The sequence below is a fragment of the Streptomyces sp. NPDC032822 genome, from assembly GCF_055578825.1.
In genome coordinates this window covers 86,139-100,231 of record NZ_JBVIOL010000004.1, presented here as the reverse complement: position 1 = coordinate 100,231, position 14,093 = coordinate 86,139, and the positions used below count along the sequence as shown (strand labels likewise).

The 14,093-nt window shown below is 71.2% G+C and carries 10 protein-coding genes and 2 tRNA genes; 8 read left to right on the top strand and 4 right to left on the bottom strand.

Annotated features, from left to right (window positions below; all coding sequences use genetic code 11):
• Window positions 1–17: 17 nt before the first annotated feature.
• A complete protein-coding gene (gene hrpA / locus ACZ5VD_RS12885) occupies window positions 18–3,995 on the bottom strand; it encodes an ATP-dependent RNA helicase HrpA (RefSeq protein ID WP_468682241.1) in 3,978 nt (1,325 codons plus the stop codon).
• Window positions 3,996–4,203: 208 nt separating this feature from the next.
• Here hrpA and ACZ5VD_RS12880 point away from each other — a divergent pair, with 208 nt between their 5' ends.
• Window positions 4,204–5,769, top strand: a complete 1,566-nt coding sequence (locus ACZ5VD_RS12880; protein WP_468682240.1) for a right-handed parallel beta-helix repeat-containing protein — start codon at window positions 4,204–4,206, stop codon at window positions 5,767–5,769.
• A gap of 84 nt (window positions 5,770–5,853) precedes the next feature.
• On the opposite strand, the gene ACZ5VD_RS12875 is transcribed toward ACZ5VD_RS12880, so the two are convergent.
• Window positions 5,854–5,930, bottom strand: a tRNA-Phe gene (locus ACZ5VD_RS12875).
• 24 nt (window positions 5,931–5,954) lie between these two features.
• Window positions 5,955–6,029: transfer RNA gene (locus tag ACZ5VD_RS12870), tRNA-Asp, on the bottom strand.
• Window positions 6,030–6,331: 302 nt separating this feature from the next.
• On the opposite strand from ACZ5VD_RS12870, the gene ACZ5VD_RS12865 reads away from it, so the two are divergent.
• The 7 genes from ACZ5VD_RS12865 (at window position 6,332) to ACZ5VD_RS12835 (ending at window position 13,426) form a co-directional block, all read left to right on the top strand.
• The gene (locus tag ACZ5VD_RS12865; protein ID WP_468550243.1) at window positions 6,332–6,826 is read left to right on the top strand and encodes an O-methyltransferase; all 495 of its coding nucleotides are present in this window, start codon (window positions 6,332–6,334) and stop codon (window positions 6,824–6,826) included.
• A 342-nt stretch (window positions 6,827–7,168) separates the two neighbouring features.
• On the top strand, window positions 7,169–7,537 hold the full coding sequence (locus ACZ5VD_RS12860) for a hypothetical protein (RefSeq protein ID WP_468550244.1): 369 nt from the start codon (window positions 7,169–7,171) through the stop codon (window positions 7,535–7,537).
• Window positions 7,537–9,000: an FAD-binding oxidoreductase gene (locus ACZ5VD_RS12855; protein WP_468550245.1), complete on the top strand. Its 1,464-nt coding sequence runs from the start codon at window positions 7,537–7,539 to the stop codon at window positions 8,998–9,000. Before ACZ5VD_RS12860 ends, ACZ5VD_RS12855 begins: the two co-directional genes overlap by 1 nt.
• Window positions 8,997–9,770, top strand: coding sequence for an SDR family NAD(P)-dependent oxidoreductase (locus ACZ5VD_RS12850; protein ID WP_468550246.1), 774 nt, complete (start codon window positions 8,997–8,999; stop codon window positions 9,768–9,770). The genes ACZ5VD_RS12855 and ACZ5VD_RS12850 overlap by 4 nt, the downstream gene beginning before the upstream one ends.
• A gap of 122 nt (window positions 9,771–9,892) precedes the next feature.
• Window positions 9,893–10,855 carry a GNAT family N-acetyltransferase gene (locus ACZ5VD_RS12845; RefSeq protein WP_468550247.1) on the top strand — a complete coding sequence of 321 codons (963 nt, stop codon included), beginning with the start codon at window positions 9,893–9,895 and terminating at the stop codon, window positions 10,853–10,855.
• Between the two features lie 47 nt (window positions 10,856–10,902).
• A complete protein-coding gene (locus ACZ5VD_RS12840; protein ID WP_468550248.1) occupies window positions 10,903–11,736 on the top strand; it encodes an ester cyclase in 834 nt (277 codons plus the stop codon).
• Between the two features lie 52 nt (window positions 11,737–11,788).
• Entirely contained in the window at window positions 11,789–13,426 is a 1,638-nt protein-coding gene (locus ACZ5VD_RS12835) for an FAD-dependent oxidoreductase (protein ID WP_468682239.1), read from the top strand.
• A 62-nt stretch (window positions 13,427–13,488) separates the two neighbouring features.
• Here ACZ5VD_RS12835 and ACZ5VD_RS12830 read toward each other — a convergent pair whose 3' ends face one another.
• On the bottom strand, window positions 13,489–13,977 hold the full coding sequence (locus ACZ5VD_RS12830) for a MarR family winged helix-turn-helix transcriptional regulator (protein ID WP_468550250.1): 489 nt from the start codon (window positions 13,975–13,977) through the stop codon (window positions 13,489–13,491).
• Window positions 13,978–14,093 lie beyond the last annotated feature (116 nt).

Here is a 14,093-nt window from a genome sequence, read left to right as displayed (position 1 = left end):
CCAGCGTGCGGGGGTCGTTACGGCGCTGCCGCGTCGATCGCCTTCACGATCCGCTTGTCGGAGACCGGGTACGCCGTGCCGAGCGCGTGGGCGAAATAGCTGACGCGGAGCTCCTCGATCATCCAGCGGATGTCCAGGACCGCGGACGGCACGGGACGGCCCCGGGGCAGCTGCTCAAGGAGCCAGGCGTACTCGTCCCGCATCTCGTGGACCTTCTCCATACGGCTGGTGTCCCGCTGGACGTTCGTCGGCATCTGCTGGAGCCGGCGGTCCGCGGCGACCAGGTAGCGCATGAGGTCGGGAAGCCGCCGGACACCCGCGGCCGTCACGAAGCCCGGCCGTACGAGGGCGTCCAGTTGCCCGCGTACGTCCTGGAGGTTCGCGAGGAGCGTGGGGCTCCGTACGGACTTCAGGCGGCGCTCACAGGCCTGCCAGGCGGCCAGCACCTGCTCCACCTGCCCGACGGTGCGGACCGTGGTGTCGACGATCTCCGCGCGCACCTTCTCGTACAGCTTGCGGTACGACTCCTCGTCCCAGACCGGGCCGCCGAAGTCGCCGATCAGCCGGTCCGCCGCCGCCATCGCGCAGTCGTCGAACAGGGCCTGGACCGAACCGTGCGGGTTCGCCGACAGGGCGATCTTCTGGGCGTTCGTCAGCTTGTCCGAGGCGAACTTCGCCGGGTTCACCGGGATGTTGCGCAGGATGAGCCGCCGGGTGCCCTTCCACATCGCCTCGGCCTGCTCGGCCTCGGTGTCGAAGAGCCGTACGGACACGGTGTCGCCGTCGTCGACCAGCGCCGGGTACGCCTTCACCGGCTGGCCGGCGCGGCGGGTCTCGAAGAGGCGGGTCAGGGAGCCGATCGTCCAGTCGGTGAGGCCCTTGCGCTCCAGGGACTCGCCGCCCTGCCGCTCGGCCGTCGCCGCGGCGGCCTGCGAGAGGGCCTGCCGCGCCTTCGGCCGCAGCCGGAGCCTCAGCGTCTCCAGGTCCTTGTCCTCGGCCAGGTTGCGGCGGCGCTCGTCGACGATCCGGAAGGTGATGCGCAGATGGTCGGGGATGCGCGACCAGTCGAAGTCGTCCTCGGTGAAGGGGACGCCGACCATGCGTCTGAGTTCACGCGCCATGGTCGTGGTGAGGGGTTCCTGAAGGGGCACGGCCGTGTCGAGGAACCTCTTCGCGAAGTTCGGGGCCGGCACGTAGTTGCGGCGGATCGGCTTGGGGAGGGAGCGGATCAGCTCGGTGACGATCTCCTCCCGCAGCCCGGGGATCTGCCAGTCGAAGCCCTCGTCGGTGACCTGGTTGAGGACCTGGAGCGGGACGTGGACCGTCACACCGTCGGCGTCCGCGCCCGGCTCGAACTGGTACGTCACCCGGAACCTCAGGTCGCCCTGCTGCCACGCGTCCGGATAGTCGGCCTTGGTGACCGCCTCCGCCGACTCCCGGATGAGCATCTCCCGCTCGAAGTCGAGGAAGTCGGGCTGCTCGTGCCGCTTGTGCTTCCACCAGGAGTCGAAGTGGGCCCCGGAGACGACGTGTTCGGGCACCCGCTGCTCGTAGAAGTCGAAGAGCGTGTCGTCGTCGACCACGATGTCCCGGCGCCGCGCGCGATGCTCCAACTCCTCGACCTCGCTGAGGAGTCGGCGGTTGTCGGCGAAGAACTTGTGGTGGGTGCGCCAGTCGCCCTCGACCAGGGCGTTGCGGATGAAGAGCTCGCGGGAGGCCTCCGCGTCGATCCGGCCGTAGTTGACCTTGCGCTGGGCGATGATCGGGACGCCGTAGAGCGTGACCTTCTCGTACGCCATCACCGCGGCCTGGTCCTTCTCCCAGTGCGGTTCGCTGTAGGTGCGCTTCAGCAGGTGCTCGGCGAGCGGCTCGACCCACTCCGGCTCGATCTTCGCGTTGACGCGGGCCCAGAGGCGGGAGGTCTCCACCAGCTCCGCCGACATCACGAACCGCGGCGGCTTCTTGAAGAGGGCCGAACCGGGGAAGAGCGCGAACTTGGCGCTGCGGGCGCCCAGATAGTCGTTCTTCGCGCCCTCCTTCACGTCCTTCATGCCGATGTGCGAGAGCAGGCCGGCGAGCAGGGAGACATGGACGCTCTGCTCGGCCGCATCCGCCTCGTTCGGATGGATGCCCATCTGCTTGGCGACCGTCCGCAGCTGGGTGTAGATGTCCTGCCACTCGCGGATGCGCAGGAAGTTCAGGTACTCCTGCTTGCACATCCGCCGGAAGGAGGAGGAACCCCGCTCCTTCTGTTGCTCGCGGACGTACCGCCACAGGTTGAGACAGGCGAGGAAGTCGCTGGTCTCGTCCTTGAAGCGGGCGTGCTGCTGGTCGGCCTGGGCCTGCTTGTCGGCGGGGCGCTCGCGCGGGTCCTGGATGGACAGCGCGGCGGCGATGACCATGACCTCCCGGACGCAGCCGTTCTTGTCGGCCTCCAGGACCATCCGCGCGAGGCGCGGGTCGACGGGCAGCTGGGCGAGCTTGCGGCCGGTGTCCGTGAGCCGCTTGCGTACGTCCTTCTGCGCCGGGTCCAACGCGCCCAGTTCCTGGAGGAGTTGGACGCCGTCACGGATGTTGCGGTGGTCCGGCGGGTCGATGAAGGGGAACTTCTCGATGTCACCGAGGCCGGCCGCGGTCATCTGCAGGATGACGGAGGCGAGGTTGGTCCGCAGGATCTCGGCGTCCGTGAACTCGGCCCGGCCCTCGAAGTCCTCCTCGCTGTAGAGGCGGATGCAGATGCCGTCGGACGTACGGCCGCAGCGGCCCTTGCGCTGGTTGGCGCTGGCCTGGGAGATCGCCTCGATGGGGAGGCGCTGGACCTTGGTGCGGTGGCTGTAGCGGGAGATGCGGGCGGTGCCCGGGTCGATGACGTACTTGATGCCCGGCACGGTGAGCGAGGTCTCGGCGACGTTGGTCGCCAGAACGATCCTGCGCGTGGTTCCCGCACCGGGACGCTGGAAGACCCGGTGCTGCTCGGCGTGCGAGAGCCGGGCGTAGAGAGGCAGTACCTCGGTGAACCGGAGGTTCTTCTTGTCGAGCGCGTCCGCCGTGTCCCGGATCTCCCGCTCCCCGGAGAGGAAGACGAGGATGTCCCCCTTGCCCTCCCCCTGGAGTTCCTCGACGGCGTCGCAGATCGCGGTGATCTGGTCGCGGTCGGAGTCCTCCGAGTCCTCCTCCAGGAGCGGCCGGTAACGCACTTCCACGGGGTACGTCCGCCCGCTGACCTCGACGATCGGCGCGTCGCCGAAGTGCCGGGAGAACCGCTCGGGGTCGATGGTCGCGGAGGTGATGACGACCTTGAGGTCCGGCCGCCTGGGCAGCAGCTGGGCCAGGTACCCGAGCAGGAAGTCGATGTTCAGGGACCGCTCGTGGGCCTCGTCGATGATGATCGTGTCGTAGGCGCGCAGCTCGCGGTCGGTCTGGATCTCGGCGAGCAGGATGCCGTCCGTCATCAGCTTCACGAAGGTGCCGTCCGGGTTCACCTGGTCGGTGAACCGCACCTTCCAGCCGACGGCCTCCCCGAGCGGGGTGTCCAGCTCGTCGGCGACCCGCTCGGCGACGGTCCGGGCGGCGAGACGACGGGGCTGGGTGTGCCCGATCATGCCGCGGACCCCGCGCCCGAGTTCGAGACAGATCTTGGGGATCTGCGTGGTCTTTCCCGACCCGGTCTCACCGGCCACGATCACGACCTGGTGATCGCGGATGGCCGCCGCGATGTCGTCCTTCTTCTGGCTGACGGGCAGCTGCTCGGGATAGCTGACGGCGGGCACCCGGCCGCGCCGCGCGCTCATCCGCGCCTCGGCCTTCGCGACCTCCGCCTCGATCTCGGCGAGGACGGTGGCACGGGCCTGCGGTGTGCGGATCCTGCGCGCGCCTTCGAGCCTGCGCCCGAGCCGGTGCGCGTCGCGCAGGGACAGCTCGGTCAGGCGGGGGGCGAGAGCGCCGAGGTCGGGGGTGCCCGGAGCGGAGGCGCCGGGGGCGGGGTGCGTAGACATACGCGGTCCAGGATCTCATCCCGGGGATTTTCGTGGCGAACCCTTTTGCCGCCGCCGGTGGAGCGGCGCGACCGATCCCGCCGGCCGACCCGCCGGTCAGCCCGTCGGCCGGCCTGTCGGTCAGGGCCCCGGGTTTGAGGTTCGCCCGGTTCCCGGTGCCCCCGATGTGCCAGAATTCGCGGGTTGTGGTGGGGACGAGGGGGATGTCATGCCTGGTGAGCCCGCGGCTTTCATGAGCTACGTCCGTTTCGACGACCGGCACGACGACGGCCGGCTCTCGCAGTTCCGCGAACGGCTCGGCGCCGAGGTCCGGGCGCAGACCGGCGAGGAGTTCGCGATCTTCCAGGATCGCAACGACATCGCCTGGGGGCAGAACTGGCAGGCGCGGATCGACGAGACGCTGGACGCGGTGACCCTGCTGCTGGTCGTCGTCACGCCGAGCCTGTTCCGCAGCCCGGCCTGCCGGTCCGAGGTCTCCCGGTTCCTGGAGCGGGAGGAGAAGCTCGGCCGCCAGGACCTGATCCTCCCGGTGTACTACATCAGCGCCCGCGAGATGGACGAACCCCGGCTCCGCGACGCCGACGACCTGGCCACCGTGCTGGCGGCCCGGCAGCACGCCGACTGGCGGGAGCTGCGGTTCGAACCGTTCACCTCGCCGGTGGTGCGCAGGGCCACCGCGCAGTTGGCGCTGCGGATGCGGGACACGTTCTGGCGCCCGGGGGCCGCCGCGCCGACGCGGGCCGCCGGGCAGGCGAAGACGGCGGGGGCGGCGACCGGGTCCACGGCGGCGGGGGGGACGACGAGCGGGAGCGCGACCAAGACCGAGCCGCCGACCCATGTGGTGGACCCCTACCACCGGGGGGACTTCGTCACGGTCGGCGCTGCCGTCGTGGCGGCACGGCCCGGTGACCGCATCCTGGTCCGGCCGGGCCTCTACGAGGAGGGTCTGGTCGTCGACAAGCCCCTGGAGATCCTGGGCGACGGCCAGTTGGAGGACATCGAGATCCGGGCCCGCGACACCAACGCGCTCAGGTTCCAGGCCAGCATCGGCAGGGTCGCGAACCTGACCCTGCGCCAGATCGGATCCGAGGCGCACACCGTGCAGATCGTCCAGGGGCGGCTGGAGCTGGAGGGCTGCGACATCAAGGGAAACCGCCGTGCCGGTGTCTCCATCAGCGAGGGCGCGGACCCCCGGCTGCGCCGGAACCGGATCCACGACGGCGGGCAGAGCGGTGTCTTCGTGTTCGGCGGCGGGCTGGGCACGCTGGAGGACAACGAGATCATCGACAACGGCTACTCGGGCGTGGAGATCGGCGAGGCCGGCAACCCCACCCTGCGCCGGAACCAGATCCACCACAACAAGACCGGCGGCGTCTTCGTCTACGAAGGCGGGCTGGGCACGCTGGAGGACAACGAGATCACCGACAACGGCTACTCGGGCGTGACGCTCAAGGAGGCCGGCAACCCCACGGTGCGCCGGAACCAGATCCGCCACAACGAGTTCCACGGTGTCTACGCCCTGGAGGGCGGCCTGGGCACCTTCGAGGAGAACGAGATCACCGGCAACCGTCATGCGGGGGTGCTGGTCAGTGAGAACAGCAACCTGACCGTGCGCAACAACCGGGTCAACGGCAACGGCTACGAGGCGGTGTGGGTCGAGTCCGGCGGCAGCGGTGTGTTCGAGGACAACGACCTGACCGGCAACGCGCGGGGGCCGTGGGACATCGCCGAGGAGTGCGAGGAGAACGTGACGCGCAACCGGAACCAGGAGTGACGTCCGTACCAGGAGCGATGTCCGGGCACCTACGCGAACACCCCCGTCGATGATCCCGACGGGGGTGTTTTCGCTGTTCCGCGATGGTGGCTGGGGCCGGGGTCGAACCGGCGACCTATCGCTTTTCAGGCGATCGCTCGTACCAACTGAGCTACCCAGCCACGAGGTTTCCGGGGAAACCTCAGCGGTCCTGACGGGATTTGAACCCGCGGCCTCCACCTTGACAGGGTGGCGAGCACTCCAAGCTGCTCCACAGGACCTTGCTGTTGTGCGAACCGATGAACCCAGTGTCGCACACCGTTTTGCGTGTTCCCACTGGGTTTCCGCCGCCCGCACCGGTGAGTGTGGAGAGGCTTGTCAGCTGGGGTGACGTCGCTGCAGCAGCGTATCAGAGGATGAGCTGTGCCCTGAAAACGAGCAGCACCCGGGCTCGGCCCCGGTCTTGAGGGCGGCTGGAGGCTCGCTCGGGGAGCGGTCCAGGGGCGTCGCCCGCCGACTGCGGGTCTGTAACGCTCGGCCGGGAGATCTCGAATGTCTCGACACTCGTGACGGGGAGTTCCGCATGCCTGATTCCACCTCGACCCTCCTGCGGCAACTGGTACTGGCGGCCGGACCGCTCAATGTGCTCCAGGCCGGCTGCCTGGACGAGTCGTCCACCGCGTCGATCGCGGCGGCGCTGCGGGAGAACGGGCGGGGCCGGGTCCTGTGCTGCGAGCCGGACGCCGTGCGCGCCGGGCTGGCCGCGGCGGCGGTGGAGAAGGCCGGGCTCGGGCGGTACGCACAGGTACGGGTGGGCAGTCCGGAGCGGCTGCTGCCGGCCGTGCCCGGGCCGGTCGAGCTGCTGCTGCTCGGGGGGCCGCCGGAGTCCTTCCTGACACTGCTGAAGCTGATGGAGCCCAGGATGCTGCCGGGTGCGGTGATCGTGGCGTACGGCGTCCGGGACGTGCCGGGGCGGTGCGCGGAGTTCCTGACCCACATCCGGGTTCCCGGCAGCGGTTATGTCTCGCTTCCCCTTCCCTTCGACGGTGGCGTGGAGATGGCGGTCTGCGCCGCCTGACCGTGCCGAGGACCCATGCCGAGGAGCGCTGTGGCTGTTCGTCCGTTCGACCCCCGGTTACTGCCCGAGGGGCATCCCGACAAGATCGCCGTCCCGGTGCGGGGCACCGTCCTGGACGTTCTGTGGCGGGGGCTGATGCGGTTCTGCCTGCGGCCGTCGTACCGGGGCCTGGTCGCGCTCGGGTCCATGCACGTGGCCGCGCTCTGGCATCCGGGGTTGGGCCCCCACTCACAGGACGCCCACTCACAGGACGCCCACCTACAGGACGTCTCGAGCGCGTCTCCAGAGCTCGCCGGAAGGCTGGCCGCACCATCCCACTTCCCGATCCCGAGGAGAACCGCGATGAGCGACGCACGTCTGGTCGGCACCTGGACCACGCAGCTGGACGACGACGGAAAGGCCGTACCCGGACTGGTCTCCTTCTCGGCGGACGGCTCGGTCGTCTCCACCCAGCTCAACACGAAGAACATCGGCCTCGGCACCTGGCGTGCCACGGGCCGCGGCACCTTCGAGTACGGCTTCCACATCCTGGCCGCCGATCCCGAGGGCAAGCACGTCGGAGAGGCGCATGTCCGGGTGTCGGGCGAGTTCGTCTCGGACACCGAGTGGCAGGGCACCGGCGGCGCCGAGTTCTTCGACCCGCAGGGCACCAAGCTGCGCGGGCACGCGGGCTCCAAGGTGACCGCCGGCAAGTTCGGCATCGACGACTGATGCGGGCGGCAGCGCTGCGGGACCGGATCGGCGGGGAGCTGGTCCTGCCGGACGATGCGGGCTACGCCCTGGCCGGACAGGTGCAGAACACCGAGTACGACACGATCGAGCCGTACGCCGTCGCGTACTGCGCCTCCGAGGAGGACGTCGCCGTCTGTGTGCGCCATGCCCGGGACCGGGGGCTGCGGCTGCACGTCCGGGGCGGCGGCCACAGCTTCAACGGCTGGTCGACCGGCGAGGGGCTGGTCGTCGACCTGTCCCGGATGAACCACGCCGTGGCCGAGGGGCCCGTGGTGCGTCTCGGGGCGGGTGTCCGGTCGCTGGACGCGCTGGACGCCCTGCGGACCCGGGGCCGACAGATCGTCACCGGCACGTTCCCCACGGTCGGCGTGGGCGGGTTCCTGACCGGCGGTGGGATCGGCTGGCAGACCAGGCGGTTCGGGCTGGGCAGCGACCTGGTCACCGCGGCGCGCGTGGTGCTCGCGGACGGCAGGACCGTCCGCTGCTCGGCCACCGAGGAGCCCGATCTGCACTGGGCGCTGCGCGGCGGTGGCGGTGGCACCTTCGGGGTCGTCACGGAGTTCGAGGTGCGGCCGGTCGAGGCGCCCACGCTGATCGCCTTCGAGACGCTGTGGGCGTACGACGACGCCGTGGAGGTGCTGACGGCCTGGCAGGAGTGGGCCGTCGAGGGGCCGGACGAGCTCGGCACCTCGCTGGTGGTGCTGCCGGGCATGTTCGGGCCCGGCGGGCGTCCTGTGGTCCGGGTCTGGGGGGTGCACCTCGGGACGGCCGAGGAGGTGCGGGCCGGCCTGGACGAACTGGCGGAACGGGCCGGGAGCAAGCCGCTGAGCAGGACCGTCGGCCCGCCGGGCGGATATGCCGAGGTGATGCACGAGGCGCTGTGCGGCTCGAAGACGGTGGCCCAGTGCCATCGCACCGGGACGGGTCCCGAGGCCGAGGGGCACCGGCATCCGTACACCCGGCAGAGCTACCGGCTGACCGGCCGGGCCGCGACCCGTGCGGAGTCGGCGGCGCTGCTCGACGCCTGGGACCCCGCGCTGGACGCGGTGGGCCAGGAACGCTACCTGCTGTGCATCGCGCTGGGCGGTGCGGCGAACCGGATGCCGAGGACCGCGACGGCCTACGCCCACCGGGACGCGCGGTTCCTGATCGGCTATCAGTTCGCCTGCCGTGACGTGGCGGGAGATACGGCGGCCCCGGCCCGGCTGACCGCCCTGGCCGACCGTGCGGCGGTGGCCCTCGCGCCGCTCGCCTGCGGCTCGTACATCAACTTCCCCAGTTCCCGGGTGGGCGAGAACTGGGAGACGGAGTACTTCGGCGAGAACCGCGACCGGCTGCGCGAGGTGAAGCGGGACTACGACCCGGAGGACTTCTTCCGGCACGCGCAGAGCATCGGCATCGGCCATCGGGCCCCGACGACCGAAGAGGAATCACAGTCATGAGGACGGATCTGCGGGACAAGGTGGTGCTGGTCACCGGCGCCTCCTCGGGCATCGGCCGGGCGACGGCCGTGGCGTACGCGGAGGAGGGGGCCAGGGTCGCGATCACCTTCCACACGAACGAGGACGGCGCCCGGGAGACGGCCCGGCTGGTGACCGAGGCCGGCGGTACGCCGATGGCGGTGCGGTACGACCTCGCGGACGAGCGGTGCATACGGGACGCGGTGGGCCGGGTCGCCGAGGAGTGGGGCGGCATCGACGTGCTGGTGGCCAACGCGGTGGTCTGGAGCGAGGCGATACCGCGTCCCGGCAGGCCGGTGCCGCGCTTCGAGGACGTACCGGCGAAGCAGTGGCAGGAGGTGCTGCGCAACTCCGTCGAGGCCGTGTTCCACACCCTGCAGGCGACGCTGCCGTGGATGCGCGGGCGACCGTGGGGCCGGGTCGTGCTGCTCGGCGCGGGCCTCGCGGACACGGGCAAGGCGGGTGCGGGAGCGTACGGCGCGGGCAAGTCCGGGCTGTTCGGGCTGATGCGGAGCCTGGCCTGGGAGCTGGGGCCGGACGGGATCCTGGTCAACATGGTGGTACCGGGGCAGACCGGCACCGAGACCGTGCGGGCCCATGTGCCGCCGGGGTTCCTGGAGGAGAAGGGCAAGAGCCTGCCGTCGGGGCGGATGTCCGCGCCGGAGGACGTGGCGAACGCCGTCGTCTTCCTCGGCTCCGCCGCCAACGGCAACACCAACGGCGAGACCCTCCGGGTGACGGGCGGCGCCTGACGCCCGAGAGCCTGTGTACCGAGCCCCGTGGCTGGATCGCCACGGGGCTCGGGTGTGTCCGCGCGGGCGGTGTCGAGTTGTCCTCGACGGTGTTTCGAGAGGTGCGGGACACCGTGTGGGGCATGGAGATTCGTAGCCTCGACGGTGATGAGCCGGCCACCATCGCCGCTCTGCTTCCCGGGTTCCGGGAGACCATGACGCTGGAACTGCCCGGCGATCCGCCCGTGACGGAGGCGCTCCTCGCGCGGCTGTTCCAGCGCCGGCACGGGACGGAGCGGATCGTGCTCGTCGCGTATGACGACGACACCCCGGCCGGTGTGCTGAAGCTCGGGCTCGACCTGGGGGATCCGGCCGGGCCGGGACACGGTTCGCTGTGGGTGTTCCCCGGCTTCCGGCGGCGCGGTGCCGGGCGGGCCCTGGCGGCCGCGGGGCTGGCGGCCCTGCGGGCGCGGGGACGGGAGTTGCTGCTGGCCGACGCTCCCAGGGCGGCGGCCGGTGAGCGCTTCGCGGCGGAGCTCGGCGCGGAGCTCGTCGGCGAGACCGTGCGCAACCGGCTGCGGCTCGCCGGATCCGCCCGAGCGGTGCTGGAGGCCGCGCTGGCCCGGCCGGTGCCCGGCTACCGGCTGGTGTCGTGGCACGGGCGCTGCCCCGACGACCTGGTGGAATCCTACGCGCGGGCCTGGAGCGCTCTGGAGGAGCGGGTCAACGGCCAGGCCCGGGTACGGCGTCCGAGCGTCGACGACGTACGGGCGCGTGAGGCCGAGGCGGAGCGGGCCGGTCATCTGCCCCGCGTGGTGGCCGCGTTGCCCGGGCAGGCCGGCGAGATCGTCGCGTACAGCACCTTGTTCGTGCGGGACAGTCCGATGGCTGACGCCGGCGAGACGCTGGTGCTGCCGCGGCACCGGCGGCGTGGAATCGCCACCTGGCTCAAGGCCGACCTGCTGCTCGGGGCGGCTCGGGAGAACGGGCGGCTCCAACTGGTCCAGGTTTTCAACGAGTCCGCCAACACCGCCGTGCTCGCGCTCAACGAGCGGCTCGGCTTCGAGGCCGACTCCCACTGGTCGACGTACGCCCTCAAGGCATGAGCGGCCCCGCCCCACTCACTGATCAGTGCCGATCCGAGAGGAACCCCATGACGACTGTGATGCCCGCCGGGCAGCGCACGCGCAACGCCGAGCTGGTCCGCGATCTGTACGGCACCCTGTACCGCGAGCACGGCTTCGAGGAGGCCGGTCGCTTCTTCCACGCCGACCACGTCGAGCACGACACGGTCGACTGGAAGACGCCGGACCGCCGGGGGCTGTCGGCTGACATCGACCATCTGGTGGCCGACAACGACCGGGTGATGCTCTTCGCGACCTGGACCGGGCGCACCCCTGCCGGTGCCGAACTCCGGTTGCACACCGCCGAGTTGTATCGGCTGCGGGACGGCAGGGTCGCCGAGCACTGGAACGTGGTGGACCGGGACGTGCTGGCCGCGCACGGGGTGGACAGCGGGCCGGAGCGGGGCGGTCAGCCGGCCGCTCCCGGGCTGCACGGCCCGCACAGCGACACCGAGCGGGCCAACGCGGAGCTGGTGCTCGGCGCGTACCGCGACGTCTTCAGCGAGCACCGGCTGGACCTGGCCGAGCGCTACTACCACCAGGACTACCGGCATCACAACATGCGTACGGACGCGGTGCCGGACGGGCTCGACGCCTTCAAGGCGTTCTTCGCGGACAACATCGCGGCCTTCCCCGACCTGGTCACCACCGTGGACCACATCGTCGCCGTCGACGACCGGGTGATGGTCTTCGTGACCTGGACCGGCACGCTCACCGGGGCCTGGAGCGGGGGCGGGGCGTCCGGGCTGCCGCTCGAGATGCGCACCTGCGACCAGTTCCGGATCGAGCGCGGGAAGGTCGCCGAGCACTGGGAGGTCGTCGACTACCTGGCGCTCGGCAGGGCGGGGCTGCCGACGCCGTGAGCAGGACCGACATCCGTTCCGAGAGCCGAGAATCCTGGAGAGGGGTTCCGCGATGACTTCCCGTTCCGACAACGCCTCCGTACTGGTGGTCGGCGGCAGCCTCGTCGGGCTGTCCACCGCTCTGTTCCTCGCCCGCCACGGGGTTCGCTGCACCCTGGTGGAGCGCCATCCGGGCACCTCCGTCCATCCGCGGGCCGTCGGCTACTACCCCCGGACCGGGGAGCTGCTGCGCCAGGCCGGGGTCGAGGACGCCGCCGTGGAGGACGCCTCGGGGTTCGCGACGCACCGCACCCGGGCCGGGGTGACCTCCCTGGCCGGTGACGTGCTGTTCAGCAAGGAGGAGTTGGAGGGCGACGACGAGCTGGGCGACCTCACGCCGTCCCGGCTGCTCCTCCTTCCCCAGGACCGGCTGGAGCCGCTGCTGCGGGACCGTGCCGTGGAGCTCGGCGCCGACCTCAGGTTCGGTACCGAGCTGCTTTCCTTCGCGGAGGACCCGGACGGGGTCACCGCCGTCCTCGGTGACGGGGCCGGCGGGACCAGCACCTTCCGCAGCTCCTACCTGGTCGCCTGCGACGGGCCGCGCAGTACCGTGCGGGAGGCGCTGAAGGTTCCCCGGCAGGGGCGCGGGGTGCTGTCCCGGCATGTGAGCATCGCGTTCGGCGCGGATCTGCGGCCCGTGCTCGGGGAGCGCCGCTACAGCGTGGTCCATGTGAAGAACCCCCAGGTCACGGGGATTCTCGTGCATGACGACCGGCTGACCGGGGGCACGCTGATCGTCGGGTACCGGCCCGAGGACGGCGAGAGCCTGGAGGACTTCACCGACGTCCGCTGTGCCGAGCTGGTGGGTGCCGCTATCGGGGCACCCGGGGTCGAGGTGACGATCCGTTCCCGCTTCCCCTGGGACATGGCGGAGCAGGTCGCCGAGGGCTTCGTGCACGGGCGGGTGCTGCTCGCCGGGGACGCGGCCCATGTGGTGCCGCCGACCGGGGGCTACGGCGCCAACACCGGGATCGCCGACGCCCACAACCTCGCCTGGAAGCTCGCCCTGGTGGTCGACGGGGTCGCGGGGGCCGGCCTGGTGGAGACGTACGACGCCGAGCGGCGGCCGGTCGCGGTCTACACGGCCGAGCAGGGATCCCTGCAGCTCGCGGTGCGGTCCGGCAGTGCCACTGCGGAGCAGCGGGCCGCCGCGGCGGACGCGGTGACGGTGACGACGGGACAGGCCTACCGTTCCGCCGCGGTCGTCGAGGAGGCGGGGAGCGCGGCCCTGCCGGTCGCCTCCGATCCGCGGGCGCTGCGCGGCGCGCCGGGGACCCGGGCGCCGTACGTGATGCTGTCGCGCGGTGGTGAACCCCTCTCCACGCTCGATCTGTTCGGGCGCGGCTTCGTGCTGCTGGCCGGGGCGCGCGGCCGGGAGTGGATGTCCGCCGCGGCCCAGGCCTCCGCCGGGCTGGGGCTGGGGCTGGAGATCACCGCGCGCCGGGTGGTGCCGGGCGAGGGCGGCGGGGCGGGCTCACTGGCCGACCCGGACGACCGCTGGTCCGAGCGCTACGGCGGTCTGCGCCCCGAAGGTGCCGTGCTGGTCCGGCCGGACGGTGTCGTCGCCTGGCGGTCGGTGGGCGCGGACCCCGGGGGTGCGGAGAGCGCGGTGCTGACGGCGGTTCTGCGGAGGGTCCTCGCGCTCGGGTGAGGACGCGGAAACGTGCCCCGGCCGGGTGCCGGGGCACGCTCTGCGGGGCGCCCGGTCGGGCGTCAGGCGGAACCCGGGGCCTGCTGCAACCCGGCCACCGAGTCGACGTACTTGATGAGCAGCCGGGCGAACTCGAGCCGCTCCTGCTCCGGCCAGTCCTGGGTGATGCGCTCGAAGGCCGCGCGCTGGTGGCGGCGGAAGCGGGCGAGCGTCTCGTGGCCCTCCGGGGTGAGCTGGAGGATCGTGCGGCGGCCGTCGCGCTGGGAGGCCGCCCGGATCAGATAGCCGGCGGTGATGCAGTCGGAGACCATCCGGCTCGCCACGGAGGGGTCGACGGCCAGCCGCTCGCCCACCACCCCGACGGTGATCTCCTGGCCCTCCGCGTCCGGCCCGTCCTGGACGATGTTGAGCACCAGGGTCCTGGTGAGGTCCTTGCGGGACACCTGCTTCTCGACGTTCAGCGCCTGGGCGCGCCGCAGTCGGGAGAAGGCGGGGCCGACCGCGTCGAGCAGATCCACTGCCTGCGGCGAGGGCTGAGTCGAAGTCTCCATGTCCGCATTCTAAGCGAGTTGATTACGGCAGGCGAGCATCTGTATGCTCTCCATCGACTGCATGACTTAAAGCATATACCTGCTCACCAACATATATCCCGGGACTCCTTCAGGAA

Coding starts and splice junctions, on each gene's coding strand:
- hrpA (WP_468682241.1), bottom strand. CDS start 3,995: ATGTCTACGCACCCCGCCCCCGGCGCCTCCGCTCCGGGCACCCCCGAC.
- ACZ5VD_RS12880 (WP_468682240.1), top strand. CDS start 4,204: ATGCCTGGTGAGCCCGCGGCTTTCATGAGCTACGTCCGTTTCGACGAC.
- ACZ5VD_RS12865 (WP_468550243.1), top strand. CDS start 6,332: ATGCCTGATTCCACCTCGACCCTCCTGCGGCAACTGGTACTGGCGGCC.
- ACZ5VD_RS12860 (WP_468550244.1), top strand. CDS start 7,169: ATGAGCGACGCACGTCTGGTCGGCACCTGGACCACGCAGCTGGACGAC.
- ACZ5VD_RS12855 (WP_468550245.1), top strand. CDS start 7,537: ATGCGGGCGGCAGCGCTGCGGGACCGGATCGGCGGGGAGCTGGTCCTG.
- ACZ5VD_RS12850 (WP_468550246.1), top strand. CDS start 8,997: ATGAGGACGGATCTGCGGGACAAGGTGGTGCTGGTCACCGGCGCCTCC.
- ACZ5VD_RS12845 (WP_468550247.1), top strand. CDS start 9,893: ATGGAGATTCGTAGCCTCGACGGTGATGAGCCGGCCACCATCGCCGCT.
- ACZ5VD_RS12840 (WP_468550248.1), top strand. CDS start 10,903: ATGACGACTGTGATGCCCGCCGGGCAGCGCACGCGCAACGCCGAGCTG.
- ACZ5VD_RS12835 (WP_468682239.1), top strand. CDS start 11,789: ATGACTTCCCGTTCCGACAACGCCTCCGTACTGGTGGTCGGCGGCAGC.
- ACZ5VD_RS12830 (WP_468550250.1), bottom strand. CDS start 13,977: ATGGAGACTTCGACTCAGCCCTCGCCGCAGGCAGTGGATCTGCTCGAC.